Consider the following 18,201-nt stretch of genomic DNA (forward strand, 5'->3'; position numbering starts at 1 on the left):
GCCGCGGGAAGCGCCCAAGCTAAGACGCGGGCATGTCCAAGGCGAAAGGAGCCGTCATGACTCTCGCATATCGGAAAATGTTCTCGCCGGTGGGCGAGCTCAAATTGGTCGCCAGCGACACGGGGCTAGTCGCGATTCTCTGGGAGAATGATCGGCCGGGCCGCGTGCGGCTTGGACCGATGCAGGAGATGGCAGGCAATCGCATGCTCGACGAGGCGGCACGCCAGATTACGGCGTACTTTGCCGAGGAATTGACTGTGTTCGATTTGCCGCTCGACTTCGGGGGCAGCGATTTCCAAAAGTCCGTATGGGCCGCTTTGCTCACGATCCCGTTCGGCGAGACGCGCAGCTATGGCGAAATTGCGCGCCAGATCGGGCGGCCAAGCGCCTCCCGGGCAGTGGGCGCCGCAAACGGGCGCAATCCGATTTCGATCGTCGCGCCGTGCCACCGCGTCGTCGGCTCCAACGGCGCGTTGACCGGTTTCGCCGGCGGACTGGCGGCAAAGGAATTGCTGCTAGGCCTTGAGCGCCGCGCAAGCTGACGGTCACCGGGCGCTCCGGCAGGCGGAGCGCCCTGTTCGTCTCATTCGCCGCCGAAGCGCAGGCGGACTCCCGCGTTGACGACAAAGCCGTCGATCGGCGCCCAGGCGTCGACGGTCCATCGCCCGTCGGGCGCCCGCGCCGGGCGCGGCAAGGGATCGTAGCGAGTCTGGCGGATGTCGAGGATATTCTCGGCGTTGACGAATATCCGCGCCTTGCCGATCACCGCTTCGGCTAGAAATCCGAGGTCGACATAGGGGCGGCTGACCGGGCGATAGGGATTGTCGTCGAGCTGCTGCTTGCCGGTATAATAGAGCTCGAGGCCGATGCGGCCGCGGTCATGCTGTTCCCACATCGCGACCATGCCGGCGGTGTGCCGGGGCGTCAGTGATGCCAGGCGGCGCCCCCCTCCGCGTTTGGGGTCGGTTGCGTCGATATAGACATAGCTGCCGGTGACGACGAAGCTGCCCCAGCGACGGCGCAGCATCAGTTCAGTTCCGCGGAGCCGGCCTTGTCCCGGCAGATTGACGAGTTGTACGCGATTCGGCGCGATCGTCTCGAGTTCGGTGGTGTTCGAACTGTTCGACCCAAACAACGTGAGGTTAGCCTCGACCCCGCCTCGGGCGTAGCCGATGTCGAGCGAGGCGGTGGTTGCGGTCTCGGCCTTCAGCCGCCCAAGCGTTGCGAACCGCGACAGACCGGCGGCCTCGATCTCTTCGACGAATGGCGTCGGCCCATAGAAGCCGCGTCCGCCCGATGTCCGCACCGACCAGGGTCCTGCGCGGAAGAGCAGGGATAGGCGCGGGCTGAACTGCGTGCCGTAGCGATCATGAAAGTCGAGACGCGTGCTCGCCGCCAGGGTCAGCCTCGAATTGATGTCATGCTCGACCTGCGCAAAGATGCCAGGCACACGATAGGTATAGTCGAACCCCGGGAAGGTGCGCGAGGCGAAGCCGTCCTGCTGATAGGCGACGCCGCCGATCCACGACATTGTCTCGGCCTTGCCCGACAGCGACAGCTCGGCGAAGCTGGTGCGATGGCGGTCGCGCTCCACGGCGTCGCCGAACTGGTGGACATGGTCCTGCCCCATCGCCGATCCGCGGAAGTGCGCGGTGATCGCGCCACCGATCGGCACCTGCGCCACCAGCCCGCCATCGAGGCGATCGGTGGCCTGGGTCTGGCGAAATTCGGTGCCGCCCGGGGTCGCGCGTCCTGGCAACGTCCCGCCGCGGCGCTGCTCCGTCATCGCGCCGAGTGTCGCATAGACGCTTGCGCCGTCGGCTCCTTCCCAGAACACGCGGGGCCGCGCAGTCCAGCGATTATAGCCCGGCGTGTCGATCCAGCCGTCACCGTCGAGGTCCTGGCGGGTCTGCCGGTGGAAGCCGCCGGTGAACGAGCCCGAAAAGCCTTCGCCCAGCGGCGCAGCGGCATAACCTGTGACGTCCCGCCCGCCATGCGAGGTCGCATTGAGCAGCATTTCAGCCTCGGGCTCGCCGCGCGGGCGACGCGAGACGAGATTGATCACTCCGCCTAATGCTGAGGGACCGTACAGCGCCGAGGCCGCGCCCTTGATCACTTCGACCTGTCCGAGATCGGTGGGCGGGATCTGCAGCAGGCCGAGCGATGAGGCCTGGCCGCCATATAACGGCAGTCCGTCGGCGAGGAGCAAGGTGAAGCGGCCGTCCATGCCCTGGACGCGGATATTGGCGGCGCCGAGTGCCGGCGCGGTGACCTGGACGCGCAGCCCGCCGGTCTCGCTGAGGATCATGGCGACATTGCCGGGCCGCATGAGAATCTTCTCTTCGATCTCCTCGCGGCCGATCACTTCGACGCGGACGGGCTCGTCCTGAACGCGCCGGCCCGATCGCGTCGCCTGGACGATGATCTCTTCTTCTTCGCCTTCGTTTTCCGGAGTGACGGCCTCGGTTTGTGCCCATGCAGAGAATGGCGCGAGCGAACCAGCCTCGACGAGGAGGCCGAACAATAGATACGATTTCATGATAATGGTCCTGGTTCAAACGAACGATGCGCACTGGCGGGCGGCGCGCGACGGCGTTTGTCAGGCGAGGGGCGGCTGAAGTGGTGGGGCGCGGGTCAGCGAACGAAGCGCTGCTACCGGCTGAGTGAAGCGGAGCGTTGCAACCGATCGGCGCTGACCGTAATCGCCGCTGTTCTCAGGATCGCCGGCAACTGGACAGTGATGGTGATGGAGGTGCGCCGATTGCTCGGTCTCGGCCGGATCTTCACTGCAATCGGCGTCGAGCAGCTGCGCGACCTGATCCTGCTGCGCATGCGCCTCGGCAGGCTCGGCGACATGCAAGCCGCACCAAACCAGGCTCAGGGCCAGCAGCAGATGGAAGGCGACACGCATCGGGCCTCCCGTATCAGTTGCATGCCGCAATCGCAAAAAGGGCGCCCGGATGCTCCGGACGCCCTTTGAAACTTAGGCAGCGACCTTCGCGCGCGAGGCCTTTTTCCGCTCGTGCGGATCGAGGTAGCGCTTGCGCAGTCGGATCGACTTGGGGGTGACTTCGACCATCTCGTCATCGTCGATATAGGCGATGGCCTGCTCAAGCGTTGCCTTCTTGGGCGGAGTCAGGCGGATTGCGTCGTCCTTGCCGCCCGAAGCGCGGAAGTTGGTGAGCTGCTTGGCCTTCATCGGATTGACCTCGAGGTCGTCCGGCTTGGCGTTCTCGCCGACGATCATGCCCTCATAGAGTGCCTCGCCATGGCCGACGAACAGAATGCCGCGCTCCTCGAGCGGGCCGAGTGCGTAGCTATTCGCTTCGCCCGAACCGTTCGAGATCAGCACGCCATTCTTGCGGCCTTCGATCTTGCCCTTGTGAGGGCCGTACTTCTCGAACAGCCGGTTCATGATGCCGGTGCCACGGGTGTCCGACAGGAACTCGCCATGATAGCCGATCATCCCGCGCGAAGGCGCCGAGAAGGTGATACGGGTCTTGCCGCCGCCCGAGGGGCGCATGTCGGTAAGCTCCGCCTTGCGGATCGCCATCTTCTCGACGACCGTGCCCGAATATTCGTCGTCAACGTCGATGATGACGGTCTCGTACGGCTCGGTCTTGCCGCCATTCTCGTCTTCGCCGAACAGCACGCGCGGGCGGCTGATGCCGAGCTCGAAACCTTCGCGGCGCATCGTCTCGATCAGCACGCCGAGCTGAAGCTCTCCGCGGCCGGCTACTTCGTAGGAGTCGCGGTCGGCGGCTTCGGTGACTTTGATGGCCACGTTGCTCTCGGCTTCGCGGAACAAGCGGTCACGAATCATGCGACTCGTGACCTTGGTGCCTTCCCGGCCGGCCATGGGAGAGTCGTTGACCGCGAAGCGCATCGACAGCGTCGGCGGATCGATCGGCTGGGCGTGGAGCGGTTCGGTGACGGTCGGATCGCAGATCGTGTCCGACACCGTCGCGGTGGTGAGACCCGCAAGGCTGATGATGTCACCCGCCTGAGCTTCGTCAGTCGGCACGCGCTCCAGGCCGCGGAAGGTCATGATCTTCGACGCGCGGCCGGTCTCCACGATCTTGCCGTCATTATTGAGCGCATGGATCGGCTGGTTGGTCTTGATCGAGCCCGAAAAGACCAGGCCGGTCAGGATGCGGCCGAGGAAATTGTCGCGGTCGAGCAGCGTCACCAGGAACTTGAACGGACCATCGGGATCGGCCGAAGGGGCCGGCACATGATCGACGATCTTCTGGAACAGCGGATTGAGCGTGCCCTCGCGCAGGTCCGGCGATTCGTTGGCATAGCCGTTGCGACCCGATGCGTAGAGCACCGGGAAATCGAGCTGCTCGTCATTCGCTTCGAGGCTGACGAACAGATCGAACACTTCGTCGAGCACTTCCTGGATGCGCTCGTCGGGACGATCGATCTTGTTGACGACGACGATCGGCTTGAGGCCGAGCTTCAGCGCCTTGCCGGTGACGAACTTGGTCTGGGGCATCGCGCCTTCCGATGCATCGACGAGCAGGATCACGCCATCGACCATCGAGAGGATGCGTTCCACTTCGCCGCCGAAATCGGCGTGGCCGGGCGTATCGACGATGTTGATGCGAACGCCTTCCCACTCGACCGAAGTGGCCTTGGCGAGAATCGTGATGCCGCGCTCTTTTTCGAGGTCGTTCGAATCCATCGCGCGCTCTTCGACGCGCTGGTTGTCGCGGAACGTGCCGGACTGGCGGAAGAGCTGGTCGACGAGCGTGGTCTTGCCGTGATCGACGTGGGCGATGATCGCCACGTTGCGAAGATTCATGATGCTATCCTGGATGCCGCTGAGATGCGGTGCGCGGGCGCCCTTAGCGGAATTTGTGCGGTTGCGAAAGAGCCGGGCGACATCGTCCGCGCCGGAATGTTGATGAAGTTTAGGCTTTTGGGGGTCCCTCCCCAGAGAAACGCGTCCGCGAAGCGCCACATGCGCGCAATGGACGCGGCGGCGACGCGCCACCCGCGCGACGGCAAAGCGACACTGACGCGCCCGGTTCGCGCGGCGAAGCGACTGTCGCGCGTCACCGAAGCGACTCTCATCGTGCCTGCGGGGGCAAATGTGACTGGACGGCGCATCCCGGAGGGTACAGCAGAAAATGAGGCGTGTAGGACAGGAAAAAGGGCGATGCGATGGGGCCGCTGAAGATTCTGGTCATGTTGGGATCGGTGCGTGAAGGGCGGATGGCCGAGCCGATCGGCCGCTGGGCGATGGAACGTGCCAGCGCGCGCGACGATCTGGATTGCGAACTGATCGACTTGGCCGAATGGCATCTGCCGTTCTTCCCGCATGCCAGGCCACCGGCCGCGGGCGATTATCAGGATCCGGTGCAGATCCGCTGGGCGGAAAAAGTGGCGCGTGCCGATGGCTATGTGCTGATCTGCCCCGAATATAATCATTCGGGGTCCGCGGTGCTCAAGAACGCGCTGGATACGGTGTTTGCTGAGTGGAATCGCAAGCCGGCGAGCTTCGTCGGCTATGGCGGCGTGGGTGGTGCGCGCTCGGTCGAGCAATTGCGGCTAACGACGATCGCGCTGGAGATGGCACCGCTCAGCAACTCCGTGCATCTGGTGCGGCCGGGGGCAAAGCGGGAGGGGGACCGGTTCAATGCCGATGGTTATGACGACAAGGCGCTGGGGGCTTTGTTCGATGAGTTGAGTTGGTGGGGGCGGACGTTGAAGGCGGGGCGGGAGAGGTAGTTTCCCCTTTTTCCGTTATCCCCGCGAACGCGGGACCCAGCGCCAAATGGCGCATCGCTTGTAACCCTGGGTCTCCGCGTTCGCGGGGATGACGGGAGGGGGTAAGCGGGGCTGTGCCTCAATAATCCTTCCACGGCTGGTCTGGGCCGCCGGTCTGGGCCGAGATGCCTTTGAGCTTGAGCGCGCTGCCGACGATCTCGAAATCCAAATTGGCGCGGCCGCCGGTGGCGCAGCAATTGGCGTCGCTGTCTTTCCAAAGCTCGGTTTCGGCGGCGAGGCTGGTCAGGTGGTAATCCACGCCGTGCCACGCGCCCAGGCCCTTGGGCAGCCGTTTGGCGAGGTCGGACTTCCAGCTCTCGGTCTCGATCTCCACCCATTTGCCGCTCTGGCGCTGATAGAGAATATCGGCATTGCCGTCGCCGGTGCCGACCATGCGGCCGCTGACCCAAAGCAGCTGGTGCTCGGGACTGTAGCGCGGCGTTTCCATAAAGACGCCCTCGAAGGTCCAGCCGATCAGGCGGGGCTCGCCGGGGTTGCTCGCGTCCCACAGCAACGCGCCCATGCCGCCGCCATCTTCTTCGGACGCGCCAGACTGGAGCTGCCAGAGGATATGCGTGCCGTCCCCGTCACGCAGGATTCCCACCATGGGAACGCGGCAATCCATACTCAGCCACTTGGCGACGCATTGATCGCCCAGGATCGCGAACATGCTGACGGACGGGTAGAGGCTGGCGGCGCGGCCGATCTCCTTGTCGAGCGTGTGAACCTGATCGGTTATATGGCCCGAGCGTGCGGCTGCGCTGAGCGGCTCGCCCTCTTCGTCGGTCGCGCCGGCGAGCCAGGCGCGGAATTGCGCGGCGCGGGCCGCCCATGTGGCGGGACGGGCAGTGACCGCCTGGACCGCGCGCTCCTTCGCGGCGAGCTCAGCGTCGAGTTGGGCCAGCGCCGGGGTGGCGGCGGCCAGGGTAAAGGCGGCAAGCCCGATGCGAAGCATTGTCCGATAATGCATCTGCCCTCCTGAATTCGATATCTGCGCAGGTTGGCACCGGAACGGTCGGGCGGATAGACAGTAACAGCAAATGTCAGACTTGGCGCCGCACTACAGGTGTCCTATATAAGCAACACAGTTGGATCGCTGCCGCATTGCGCCTATTGAAGGCGGGCAGCTTTGGAGAAGACGAACATGGCGACCGAGACGATGACGGCCGAACAGGATCTGGTGCTGACCCCGCCCGAGCCGGTAAAGGCAGTTGCGCCCGCGAAGGCCACGGGGCTGGTGCCGGTCGAGGACGCCAAGAAGACCGAGCTCGAGACGCGGGTCGATACTTTCATCGATGATCTCGTCGCGCAGGACGTCAATTCGCCCGAGTTCGGAAAGCGCGTCGATGCGATCGCGGCGATGGGCCAGAAGGAAATCCGCGAGGCAGCCGGGCAATCGAACCGCTTTCTCGACCGGCCGATCAAGGCGATGGGGCAGGAGACCGGCGTCGGCGCTGATTTGCTGGCGCTGCGCAAGACCGTGGAGGATCTCGATCCGAGCAGGAACGGCAGGCTGGTCGGCGGCAAGGACGGCTTCTTCGCCAAGCTGTTCGGCGGCGGCGCGCTCACCCAATATTTCCGCAAATATCAAAGCTCGCAGACGCATATCAACGGCATCCTTAAGAGCCTGTCCAACGGCAAGGACGAGCTGCTGATGGACAATGCCGCGATCGATACCGAGCGGACCAATTTGTGGAACGCGATGGGGCGGCTGGAGCAGATGATCTATCTCTCCAAGGCGATGGACGAGAAGCTCGAGGCCAAGGCGCTCGAGCTCGAACACACCGATCCGGCCAAGGCGAAGGCGATCAAGGAAACCGCACTCTTCTATGTCCGCCAGCGGACGCAGGATCTGCTGACGCAGATGGCAGTGACGGTGCAGGGCTATCTGGCGCTCGATCTGGTCAAGAAAAACAATGTCGAGCTGGTGAAGGGTGTCGATCGCGCTTCGACGACGACGGTTTCAGCGTTGCGCACGGCGGTGACGGTGGCACAGGCGCTGACCAACCAGAAATTGGTGCTCGACCAAGTGACGGCGCTCAACACCACGACCGCGGGGCTGATCGATTCGACCGGCGCGCTGCTCAAGAGCCAGTCCGCAGCGATTCACGAGCAGGCGGCGAGCTCGACGATTCCCGTCGAGACGCTGCAGCGCGCGTTCCAGAACATCTATGACACGATGGACGCGATCGACACGTTCAAGCTCAAGGCGCTCGACAGCATGAAGACCACGGTCAACACGCTTTCGAACGAAGTCGAGAAGTCCAAGGGCTATATCGCCCGGGCCGAGGGCGCGGCGCAGAACCAGCTCGGCGGGGCGACCGAGACCTTTAAGCTGGAGGCGATGTAAGCCGCGATGACCGATGTCGATCGCCTGAGTGCCCGTGCGAGCGAATTGATCGAGCGGACGCGCGCGCAGCGCCCCGCGACGGCCGCCGACCAGCGGATGCGGCGGCGCCGCGAAGGCGAAGTCGTGCGCCGGGTGACGCGGATCGCGATTGCCGATGGGGCCATATTGCTGGGCGCGATCGTCTTCGGACTGGCGGTGGCGCCGCTCGGGGTGATGGGGGCGTTCCTGGTGGCGCTGCTGCTGATCGCGGCGACTTTGGCGTTCGCGGTGTTGCCGGCGGGCAGCGCGCCCGAGGTCGAGCAATTGGGTCAGGTGCCGCTCAAGGCGCTGCCGCGGACGACCGAGGCATGGCTGGATACTCAGCGGCGAGCGCTGCCGGCGCCGGTGCTGGGGCTGGTCGATTCGATCGGCGTGAAGCTGGAAGTGCTGGCGCCGCAGCTGGCGATGCTCGACGAGCAGAGCCCGGCGGCGACCGAAGTGCGCAAGCTGGTGGGCGAGCAATTGCCCGAGCTGATCAAGGGCTATACCCGCGTTCCCGAGCCGCTGCGCCGCGTCGAGCGCAACGGGCTGACGCCTGACCAGCAATTGGCGCAGGGGCTGCAGGTGATCGATGACGAGATCGCCGAGATGAGCACGCAGCTGGCGCAGGGCGATCTGGACTTGCTGGCGACGCGCGGGCGGTATCTGCAGATCAAGTATCAGGGGGATGGCGAGGGCTAGCGCTTGACCCCGGTTAGCGCGCGTTCGGCGAGGCGCTCGACTGCGGCGGCGTGGATGCCGGGGGTGGTTGCCAGCACGCCAAAGGCTTCGGCGGCGGGGGTGTTGAAATCGAGCGGGCGGCCGAAGGCGTCGCTGACGGTGGCGCCGGCCTCGGAGGCGATGAGGACCGCGGCGGCGATGTCCCATTCATTGCCCCAGCGGATCGTGGCGAGGAGGTCGGCCTCGCCGGCGGCGACCATCGCGATGCGCAGTGCGATCGAATTGGGCTTGGCGACCATGACCAGATCGCTGTCGACTTTGGAGAGCTGATCGGCGGGGACGCGGGCGCCGGCGAGCTGGGTGCGGCTGCCGACAAACAGGCGCGCGCCGTTGCGCCACGCGCCCTTATCGGCCTCGGCCAGCCATTTCTCGCCGCGGGCCGGCGCATCGAGCACGCCGATGCGCGGGCGGCCATCCTCGACCAGGGCGACCGAAACCGCCCAACCGGGGCGGGCGCGGAGATAGTCGCGGGTGCCGTCGATCGGATCGACCACCCAGAGGCGGCGGCGGTGGAGGCGAGCGGCATTGTCGACGGTTTCTTCGGAAAGCCAGCCGGCATCGGGGAGCAATGCAGTCAGACGCTGGCGGAGCAGGGCGTCGACTTCGAGATCGACATCGCAGACCGGGCTGCCCGGGACCTTTTCCCAGCGCTTGAAATCGGTCTGCCAGCGCTCGATCGCCAGACGCCCGGCTTCGGCGGCGATTTCGGCGACCTGGAGGGCGAGGTCAGTCACCGGCGATGATCATTCCGTCGATCCGCAGCGTCGGCGCGTTGATCCCGTAGCGGAATTCGAGATCGTTGGCGGGGGTGAGCGCGCGGAACATCTGCTTGAGGTTCGATGCGATGGTGAATTCCGAAACCGGCCGGGTGATCTCGCCATTCTCTATCAGGAAGCCGGCGGCGCCGCGGCTGTAATCGCCGGTGACGCCATTGACGCCCTGGCCGATCAATTCGGTGACGAGGACGCCGTTTTCGATCTCGGCGATGAGCGTTTCGGGGGGCGTGCTGCCGGGCTGCATGTAGAGATTGCTGGGGGCTACGCCGGGGGCGCCACCGATCCCCCGCGAGGCGTGGCCGGTGGGCTCGAGGCCGAGCTGGCGGGCGGAGGCGCTGTCGAGCAGCCACGTCTCCAGCATGCCCTGCTCGATCAGCTTGATCGCCTGGACGGGCAGGCCCTCGCCGTCGAACGGGCGCGAACGCGGTCCGCGCGGGCGATGGGGATCGTCGCAGATGGTAACGCCCTTGGCGAAGACCTGGGTGCCAAGGGCGTCGAGCAGGAAGCTGGTCTTGCGGGTGATGGCGGCGCCGGCGATCGCGCCGAGGAGGTGGCCGACCAGCCCGGCCGAGACGCGGCGATCGAAGACCACGGGGATGGCGCCGCTGGCGATGCGGGCCGGGTTGAGGCGGGCGACGGCGCGCTCGCCAGCCAGGCGGCCGATCGCTTCGGGGCCTTCTAGCATGGCGGCATGGCGGGCGCTGTGATGGGCATAATCGCGTTCCATGCCGCTGCCGGTGCCGGCGAGGACGCTGGCGGAGAGGCCGTGATTGGTCTGGGCATAGCCGCAGGCGAAGCCGTGGCTGGTGGCGAGGGCCATTACCGAGCGCGAGGCGCTGGCGCCGCCGCCTTCGCTGTTGGTGACGCCGGGGACGGCGCGCGCGGCATCTTCGGCGGCGAGCGCGCGGGCCTTGAGTGCCTCGGGCGAATCATTGGCGCCGTCGTCGAGGTCGAGCAGTGGCGGCGCGCCGTGGAGCAGGCGCTCCTGTGGGGCGAGGCCGGCCCATTGGTCTTCGGGGGCTTCCTTCGCCATTGCCATCACGCGATCGACGAGGAGGGCCATCGCGTCTTCGCTGAGGTCCGAGGTCGAGACGCTGGCCGAGCGCTTGCCGACGAAGACGCGCAGGCCGAGCTCTTCGCTCTCGGAGCGCTCGACATCCTCGAGCGCGCCCATCCGCACCGATACCGAGAGCGAGCGATCGGCGGCGAAGACCGCGTCGGCGGCATCGGCGCCCGCCGCCTTGGCGCGTGCGACGATATGGGCGGCGCGGTCGCAGGCTTGTTCGGTGGTCAGCATCGGCGCGATCTAGGTATCGCGGGCGCGAAGGTCAAAGAGTCTGGCCGACGACGAAGCAGGCGGCGAACATCAGGAGGCCGGCATTACGGTTGCTGCGGAAGCGGGCGAGCGCGTTGGTGCCGGCAGCTGGACGTAGCGTCACGACCTGCCAGACCAGATGCAAGGCGAGGGGGAGCATGGCCGCGAGCGCCAGCGGATCGGGGCGGAGCTGCCAGATCGCCGCGGCCCACAGGCCGATTGCGAGCGCGTAGAACAGGGCGACGCCTGGCCTTACGCGCGTGCCCAAGGCCCGGGCAGAGGAACGGACGCCGACCAGTGCGTCGTCCTCGACATCCTGGAGTGCGTAGATCGTATCGTAGCCGATCACCCAGAAGATGCTGCCGGCATAAAGCAGGAGCCCCGGCAGCCAGTCCGAGTCAGGCGCCTCGGCCCAGCCGACCAAGGCCGCCCAGGAGAAGACCATGCCGAGCCAGGCCTGGGGCCACCAGGTGATGCGCTTCATGAAGGGATAAGCGGCGACCAAAGCGAGGCTGGCGATGGCGATGCCCGCGGCGCTGGGGTTGAGCTGGAGGAGGACGATTAGCCCCGCGAGGCAGAGCGCACCGAGCCAGATCCAGGCGGCCTTAAGGCTGACGGCGCCGCTGGCGAGCGGGCGGGTGCGGGTGCGCTCGACCTGCCGATCGAGGTCGCGGTCGACAATGTCGTTATAGACGCAGCCGGCGCCTCGCATCGCCACGCTGCCGAGCAGGAACCACAGGATGAGGTCCCAACGCGCCACGGCGTTACCCGAGAGCGCAATGGCCCAGGCGCCGGGCCAGAACAGCAGCCACCAGCCGATCGGGCGATCGAAGCGGGCGAGCAGTGCGTAAGGACGCGCGGCTGCGGGCAGCAGGCCGACCAGGCCGCGATGCTCGGTGTCGGGTACGATCTCGGGTGCGGCGGCCATGTCTCGTCCTTCGCCGGGCCGGTGCAAAGATCAAGGGGGCGCGACATTCGGACATAAGCTTGCGGCACTCGGGCCCCATGCACTACGGCCAGACTAAGCAAGCGAAGAGGCAGTAAGATGCGTGCATGGATCCTGGGAACGATGATCGCCGCCGGGTGGACCGGCAGCGCGGCGGCGCAGGACGGACGGCTGTTCGTCAGCCCGATGGGCGAGCCGTTTCGTGGGCAGGCCGGCGGGCCGGCGCCGCAGGACCTATGGTTCGAAGGAGCCGATGCCAATAAGGACGGTGCGCTCACGGTCGACGAAATGACTGCCGATGCGGCGCGCTTCTTTGCGACGCTCGATGTGCGGAAGGATGGCGAAATCGACCCGCAGGATATCGAGCGCTATGAAGCCGAAGTGCTGCCCGAGATAAGCGGCGGCGGAGCCGGCCGGGCGCCGCGCACCTATATGAAGGGCGACGGCAGCGGCCCGCGAAGCGACAACGGCTTTGGCAGCCCCCGCGCCGATCCGCGCCAGCGCGAAGGCCTGAAGGGCGCGGCACGCTTCAGCTATCTCGATTATCCGCAGCCGATCGTAGTTGCCGACCGCAACTTCAATCGCGGTGTCGACCCGCGCGAGTTTGCCAAGGCGGCCGAGACCCGCTTCGACGCGCTCGACGCGAATGGCGATGGGCGGATCGAGAAGAAAGAGCTGCCGAAGCTGCCGACCGTGCGCTGAGCTGGATGCCCGCCACTCCCGCCTGGCCGCCGCAATCGACCCCCCGGCTGTATGTCGGGACCGAGCTTGCCGCGGGTCCGCTCCGGATCGACGGGCCGCAGGCGCATTATCTCGTCTCGGTGATGCGCATGAAGGCGGGCGATCCGGTCAAATTGTTCGACGATGTGACCGGCGAATGGCTGGGCGTGGCGGCAAGCGTGGGCAAGCGCGACGTGGTGCTCGACGTGACCGAGCGGCTGCGCGAGCGCGAGGCAGTGCCCGATCTGTGGCTGGCCTTCGCGCCGATCAAGAAAGGGCCGGTCGATTGGCTGGTCGAGAAAGCATGCGAGTTGGGCGTCGATCGCCTGCTTCCGGTCATCACGCATCGCACGGTGGTCGATCGGCTCAATCTCGACCGACTGCGCGCCAATATGATCGAGGCGGCCGAGCAATGCGGACGGACCGCGCTGCCGAGCGTGGTCAAGCCGGTGAAGCTTGCCGCTCTGCTGCGAGACTGGCCGGCGGATCGAAAGATTTTCTTCGCCGACGAGACGGGCGGCGCGCCGGCTGCGGAGGCGATGCGGGCAGGGACGGGGCCTGCTGCGATCCTGATCGGGCCTGAAGGCGGCTTCGATGCGGAGGAGCGCGAGGCGATCCGGGCGCATCCCCAGGCAGTGGGAGTGGCGCTGGGCCCGCGGATTTTGCGCGCCGAGACTGCTGCTGCGGCGGCGGTTGCCTTGTGGATGGCTGCAAGCGGGGATTGGTAGTTCTGCGCTGGCGTCCCACATGTCCCGAGAGTAAGGGGCGAAAATGAGCACGAAGACCGTTTCGGAAAGCAACGCACCGGTCATCGAGAGCCGGGACCAGCTGATCGGCTATTTTGCCAAGGGCGAGAAGCCAGCGGAGCGCTGGAAGATCGGCACCGAGCACGAGAAATTCGTCTATTGGAAGACGCCGGACCACCGCGCGCCGAGCTATGAAGAGCCGGGCGGGATCCATGCGCTGTTGATCGGGCTCACCGAATTCGGCTGGAAGCCGGTCTATGAAGGCGGCAACGTCATCGCGCTTTCGGGGCCGGACGGGGCGATCAGTCTGGAGCCCGCTGGTCAGTTCGAATTGTCGGGCGCGCCGCTCGACAATCTCCATGAGACCTGCGCCGAGACCGGGCGGCATCTGGAGCAGGTCAAGGCGGTGGGCGACAAGCTCGGCATCGGTTTCCTTGGGCTTGGCATGTGGCACGACAAGACGCGCGCCGAGCTGCCGATCATGCCCAAGGGCCGCTACGAGATCATGCTGCGGCACATGCCGCGCGTAGGCAGCATGGGCCTCGACATGATGCTGCGGACCTGCACGATCCAGGTGAATCTGGATTATTCGTCCGAAGCCGACATGGCGAAGAAGTTTCGCGTCGGGCTCGCACTCCAACCGCTGGCGACGGCGTTGTTCGCCAATTCGCCGTTTCTCGAGGGCAAGCCCAACGGCATGCTATCGTATCGCAGCCATATCTGGTCGGACACCGATCCGCAGCGCACCGGCATGCTGCCATTCGTGTTCGAAGACGGCTTCGGCTATGAGCGCTATGCCGACTATGCGCTCGATGTGCCGATGTACTTCGTCTATCGCGACGGCAAATATATCGACGCCTCCGGGCTCAATTTCCGTGATTTCCTGAAGGGCGAACTTTCGGTCCTGCCCGGCGAGAAACCGACGATGGACGATTGGGCGGACCATCTCTCGACCGCTTTCCCCGAAGTGCGCCTCAAGACCTTTCTCGAGATGCGCGGTGCCGATGGCGGGCGCTGGGGGCGGATCTGCGCGCTGCCGGCCTTGTGGGTCGGGCTGCTCTACGACCAGGGCGCGCTCGATGCGGCGTGGGATCTGGTCAAGGGCTGGGACATGGCCGAGCGGCAGACGCTGCGCGATTCGGTGCCCAAGCTGGCTCTGGATGCACCGCTGCCGGGCGGGGGCAAGCTTCGCGACATCGCGGGGCAGGTGCTCGACATCGCCGGCGCGGGACTGAATGCGCGCGCGCGGCTCAATTCGTCGGGCGACAATGAGAGCGGCTTCCTCGATCCACTGCGCGAGATTGTGCGGACCGGCAAGGTGCCGGCGCAGATATTGCTCGATCGCTTCAATGGCGAATGGGCGGGCGATATCAGCCGCGTATATGAAGAGGCGAAGTTCTAGCGTCTGAGCTCCTCGCTCTGCGTCTTCCCCCTTCTTAATTCTTCTATGGGGCAAGGCAGCGGGACCCCGGCTCAAGACCGGGGTGACGAAAAGAATAGATACTACCGCCCGGTTTTGAACACGCGCTGGAAGAAGCGCGGGATCGGGGCGTTGCGGGCCATCCAGCCGTCATAGGCCTGGTAGTGCGGGTCTGCGCCGAGATGGCGTTCCTCGGTGCGCGCGCGCCAGTAATAGACGCCGCTGACACAGGCCATGACCGCGGTGTTGCGCACGGCGTCGGTCCAGCTCGATGTCGCCAGGAACGGGATCGTCGAGAGCCACCAGAACAGATTCTTGGAGAGATAGGCGGGGTGGCGGCTGAAGGCGTAGGGGCCGTGGGTGAGGATGCCGCGGTGGGTGAGGTTCGAGAAGCGCATCCCGAAGGCGATCGTCGCCCAGGCATAGATGCCCGTCAGCCCGACCAGAAGCACGCCGGTGATCCCGAGCACCCAGGGATGGCCGGCATACCAATAGGTCCAGTCGGCAGTGCCCTGATGATAATCGAGCGGGCCGCCATCGCCCATCAGCAGGAAGGGCGGATAGCAGATCAAAGCCGCCATCCAGCCCGCCGCATAGGGATTGGCGGTGCGGATATGGCTGTCGAGCGGGCGGAAGGTGAGGATGTAGCCGGCGGTCGCGAAGGCGACGTCGATCACGAACATGAAAGTGATGCAATAGTTGGCCAGCGCTACCGGATTGGAGAGTAGCCCGGCGGTGTTCCATGCGACGAAATCGCCGAAGCCCGGCGGCACGATCGAGAGCATGAAGGCGAGGAAGAAGCCTTTCACGGCCCAGCTGCGCAAATGATTGTAAATGGCCTGGCGATCCGAGCCCTCGGCGCCCATCAGCCACGCGCCCATATGCCACGCGCCGTCGCGCGGCTCGACCAGATAGCGGTCGAGCCAGAGGACGTAAGGTATGGAAAGCGCGAACAAAGCCGGCGCGACCATTTCGAAGCACCACATGGCGAAGGGGAAATTTGCGAAGCGCGTATCGGACCAGACGCGGAAGATCGCGTAGATCGCGGCGATCCCTCCCCAAGTGAGCCAGAGCCCGGTGAGCTTGGTGATCGAGACATCGAGCGACGCACGCCAGGGGCGGGGATTGCTCCAGTCGATCCCGGTGGAGGGATTGCGATGAACCTTGTCGACGAACAGCGACCACAGGACCATCGGCACTGCGCAGGCGGCAACGTTGACCAGCGCCGAATAGGGCCCGTCGAGATGATAGACGTGCGCAAATACCGTCCATGCGGTCATGCCGGCTAGGCCCGCGAAGCCGACTCCCGCACTCACGGCGGACTTGGGGCGCGGATCGGCCTTGGCCGCGGCTTCTGCCAATGCGGGATCGTGATACATGGCCGAAATATCTAGGCGGCAATGGTTAGCGAGCCGTGAAGGAGCGCGCTGATCCAGGTGCTTTACCTTCACCAATCACTGGGCCTATGTGCCTGCATCCCATGAATTTACTGCGAAGGCCGTCCCTTATGCTCCGTGCGCTGTCGATCGCCGTCTTGCTTGCCACCACCGCGCCTGCGCTGGCGCAGAATTCCGCACCGCGGCCCGTGCCCTTCACCGACACGATCCCCAAGCCGCGCGACGTGGCCTATCCGGGCACGATGACGGTGGATGTCGATGCGACCAACGTGCAGCAGGGCATCTTCCGGGTGAAGCAGATGATCCCGGTCGCGAAGAGCGGGCACATGGTGCTGCTCTATCCGAAGTGGATCCCGGGCAAGCACGGGCCGCGCGGCGAGATCGAGAAGTTGGCGGGACTGGAGATTTTCGCAGGTGGCAAGAAGGTCGCCTGGACGCGCGACCCGGTCGATGTGTTCGCCTTTCACTTGAACGTGCCGAAGGGCGCGACGCAGCTCGACGTCGAGTTCCAGTTCCTGTCCGCGACCAAGTCCGATCAGGGACGGATCGTGATGGCGCCGTCGATGCTCAACCTGCAATGGTATTCGCTGAGCCTGTATCCGGCCGGCTATTACACGCGGCGCATTCCGGTGGTGGCGAGCGCAACCTATCCCGAAGGCTGGAGCGCGGCTTCGGCGATCCCCGCCAAGAAGGACGGATCGACCTATCACTACGACCAGGTCGATTACGAAGTGCTGGTCGATTCGCCGGTCTTTGCCGGGCGGCATTACAAGGAGTTCAACCTGGGCGAGCGGGTCGATCTCAACGTCTTCGCCGATTCGCCCGAGGAGCTCGAGGCCAAGCCCGAGCAGATCGAGAAGCACCGCAATCTGGTGACGCAGGCGAAGAAGCTGTTCGGCGCGGAGCATTACGACCGCTACGAGTTCCTGTTTGCGATCAGCGGCGAGATGGGCGGCATCGGCGTCGAGCATCATCGCAGTTCGGAGAACGGCGTCGGCCTCGGCTATTTCGCGAAATGGGACGAGGGCAACACCTCGCGCAACCTCCTGCCACACGAATATACGCATAGCTGGGTCGGCAAATATCGCCGCGGGGCGGACCAGATCACCGCCGACTTCCGCCAGCCGATGCGCAATTCGATGCTCTGGGCCTATGAGGGGCACGACCAGTTCATCGGCTATGTGCTGGGCGCGCGTGCGGGTCTGATGACCAAGGAAGACACGCTCGAAGTTCTGGCGGGCTATGCCGCGCTCCAGAATACGCGGCCCGGGCGCCAATGGCGTTCGATGGTCGATACGACCAACGATCCGATCATCACTGCGCGCGGGGCCAAGGGCTGGCTGAGCTGGCAGCGCTCGGAGGATTATTATGTCGACGGGCTGGTCACCTGGATGAACGTCGACGCGATTCTGCGCGAGAAGAGCGGAGGCACCAAGTCGATCGACGACTACGACCGCGCTTTCTATGGCATGCGCGACGGCGATTATGGGGTGCTGCCCTTCACGCTCGACGATATCGTCCGCACGCTGAACGGGATCGTGCCCTATGACTGGCGTTCGCTGTTCAAGGAGCAGGTTGAGGGGGTGGCCGATCATGCGCCGCTGCAGGGCTTCGAGCGCAACGGCTATCGGCTGGTCTATGACGACAAGCCCAACAAGGCGACGCCCAAGACCAGCCTCGACCTGATGTATTCGCTGGGGCTGAGCCTGGGCAAGACGGGCATCGCGCAGGTCATGTGGGACAGCCCGGCGTTCAAGGCGGGAATCGATCTGGGCGACGAGATCGTAGCAGTGAACGGCCGCGGCTTCACCAACGACCGGCTCAAGGCCGCGGTGGTCGAGGCGAAGGACGCCAAGGAGCCGATCAAGCTGCTGCTCAAGGACGGCGATCATTACCGCGAAGTCTCCATCGACTATCATGGGGGCCTGCGCTATCCGCACCTCGAAAAGATCGGCACGGGAGAGGCCGGTCTCGACAAGCTGCTCGCACCCAAATGA

16 protein-coding genes are annotated in these 18,201 nt (G+C 65.3%); 8 read left to right on the forward strand and 8 right to left on the reverse strand.

Annotated elements, in window-relative coordinates; all coding sequences use genetic code 11:
• The first annotated feature begins 56 nt into the window (after positions 1-56).
• Entirely contained in the window at positions 57-542 is a 486-nt protein-coding gene (locus ACZZZM_RS05735; RefSeq protein ID WP_463594143.1) for a methylated-DNA--[protein]-cysteine S-methyltransferase, read from the forward strand.
• A 41-nt stretch (positions 543-583) separates the two neighbouring features.
• Here the strand turns inward: ACZZZM_RS05735 and ACZZZM_RS05740 are convergent, their stop codons facing one another.
• From ACZZZM_RS05740 to typA, 3 genes are all read right to left on the reverse strand, one after another.
• Positions 584-2,539 carry a TonB-dependent receptor plug domain-containing protein gene (locus ACZZZM_RS05740; RefSeq protein ID WP_463594144.1) on the reverse strand — a complete coding sequence of 652 codons (1,956 nt, stop codon included), beginning with the start codon at positions 2,537-2,539 and terminating at the stop codon, positions 584-586.
• Between the two features lie 60 nt (positions 2,540-2,599).
• Complete coding sequence (locus ACZZZM_RS05745) at positions 2,600-2,911, reverse strand: hypothetical protein (protein ID WP_463594145.1); 312 nt, start codon at positions 2,909-2,911, stop codon at positions 2,600-2,602.
• Between the two features lie 72 nt (positions 2,912-2,983).
• Positions 2,984-4,807: a translational GTPase TypA gene (gene typA, locus ACZZZM_RS05750; protein WP_463594146.1), complete on the reverse strand. Its 1,824-nt coding sequence runs from the start codon at positions 4,805-4,807 to the stop codon at positions 2,984-2,986.
• Positions 4,808-5,169: 362 nt separating this feature from the next.
• Between typA and ACZZZM_RS05755 the strand changes: the two genes are divergently transcribed.
• Entirely contained in the window at positions 5,170-5,736 is a 567-nt protein-coding gene (locus ACZZZM_RS05755) for an NADPH-dependent FMN reductase (RefSeq protein ID WP_463594147.1), read from the forward strand.
• A 118-nt stretch (positions 5,737-5,854) separates the two neighbouring features.
• On the opposite strand, the gene ACZZZM_RS05760 is transcribed toward ACZZZM_RS05755, so the two are convergent.
• On the reverse strand, positions 5,855-6,745 hold the full coding sequence (locus tag ACZZZM_RS05760; protein ID WP_463594148.1) for a hypothetical protein: 891 nt from the start codon (positions 6,743-6,745) through the stop codon (positions 5,855-5,857).
• A gap of 174 nt (positions 6,746-6,919) precedes the next feature.
• On the opposite strand from ACZZZM_RS05760, the gene ACZZZM_RS05765 reads away from it, so the two are divergent.
• Together ACZZZM_RS05765 and ACZZZM_RS05770 are read left to right on the forward strand one after the other, a co-directional pair.
• Complete coding sequence (locus ACZZZM_RS05765) at positions 6,920-8,125, forward strand: toxic anion resistance protein (RefSeq protein WP_463596390.1); 1,206 nt, start codon at positions 6,920-6,922, stop codon at positions 8,123-8,125.
• 6 nt (positions 8,126-8,131) lie between these two features.
• Positions 8,132-8,845: a hypothetical protein gene (locus ACZZZM_RS05770; RefSeq protein WP_463594149.1), complete on the forward strand. Its 714-nt coding sequence runs from the start codon at positions 8,132-8,134 to the stop codon at positions 8,843-8,845.
• Here the strand turns inward: ACZZZM_RS05770 and ACZZZM_RS05775 are convergent.
• From ACZZZM_RS05775 to ubiA, 3 genes are read right to left on the reverse strand one after another with little or no spacing between them, the layout of a single operon-like run.
• Positions 8,842-9,618 (reverse strand): 3'(2'),5'-bisphosphate nucleotidase CysQ, encoded by a 777-nt coding sequence (locus tag ACZZZM_RS05775; RefSeq protein WP_463594150.1) that lies wholly within the window; start codon positions 9,616-9,618, stop codon positions 8,842-8,844. The two genes, ACZZZM_RS05770 and ACZZZM_RS05775, sit on opposite strands and share 4 nt — an antisense overlap.
• The gene (locus ACZZZM_RS05780) at positions 9,611-10,957 is read right to left on the reverse strand and encodes a TldD/PmbA family protein (protein ID WP_463594151.1); all 1,347 of its coding nucleotides are present in this window, start codon (positions 10,955-10,957) and stop codon (positions 9,611-9,613) included. Before ACZZZM_RS05780 ends, ACZZZM_RS05775 begins: the two co-directional genes overlap by 8 nt.
• A 31-nt stretch (positions 10,958-10,988) precedes the next feature.
• Complete coding sequence (gene ubiA / locus ACZZZM_RS05785; RefSeq protein WP_463594152.1) at positions 10,989-11,903, reverse strand: 4-hydroxybenzoate octaprenyltransferase; 915 nt, start codon at positions 11,901-11,903, stop codon at positions 10,989-10,991.
• A gap of 117 nt (positions 11,904-12,020) precedes the next feature.
• Between ubiA and ACZZZM_RS05790 the strand changes: the two genes are divergently transcribed.
• From ACZZZM_RS05790 to ACZZZM_RS05800, 3 genes are read left to right on the forward strand one after another with little or no spacing between them, the layout of a single operon-like run.
• Entirely contained in the window at positions 12,021-12,623 is a 603-nt protein-coding gene (locus ACZZZM_RS05790) for an EF-hand domain-containing protein (protein ID WP_463594153.1), read from the forward strand.
• Between the two features lie 5 nt (positions 12,624-12,628).
• Positions 12,629-13,369 carry a 16S rRNA (uracil(1498)-N(3))-methyltransferase gene (locus ACZZZM_RS05795; RefSeq protein WP_463594154.1) on the forward strand — a complete coding sequence of 247 codons (741 nt, stop codon included), beginning with the start codon at positions 12,629-12,631 and terminating at the stop codon, positions 13,367-13,369.
• Positions 13,370-13,412: 43 nt separating this feature from the next.
• Complete coding sequence (locus ACZZZM_RS05800) at positions 13,413-14,789, forward strand: glutamate--cysteine ligase (protein ID WP_463594155.1); 1,377 nt, start codon at positions 13,413-13,415, stop codon at positions 14,787-14,789.
• A 101-nt stretch (positions 14,790-14,890) separates the two neighbouring features.
• Here the strand turns inward: ACZZZM_RS05800 and ACZZZM_RS05805 are convergent, their stop codons facing one another.
• Positions 14,891-16,186, reverse strand: a complete 1,296-nt coding sequence (locus ACZZZM_RS05805; protein WP_463594156.1) for a methyltransferase family protein — start codon at positions 16,184-16,186, stop codon at positions 14,891-14,893.
• A 128-nt stretch (positions 16,187-16,314) separates the two neighbouring features.
• On the opposite strand from ACZZZM_RS05805, the gene ACZZZM_RS05810 reads away from it, so the two are divergent.
• Entirely contained in the window at positions 16,315-18,201 is a 1,887-nt protein-coding gene (locus ACZZZM_RS05810; RefSeq protein ID WP_463594157.1) for a M61 family metallopeptidase, read from the forward strand.

The organism is Sphingomonas sp. AC522, from assembly GCF_979258125.1.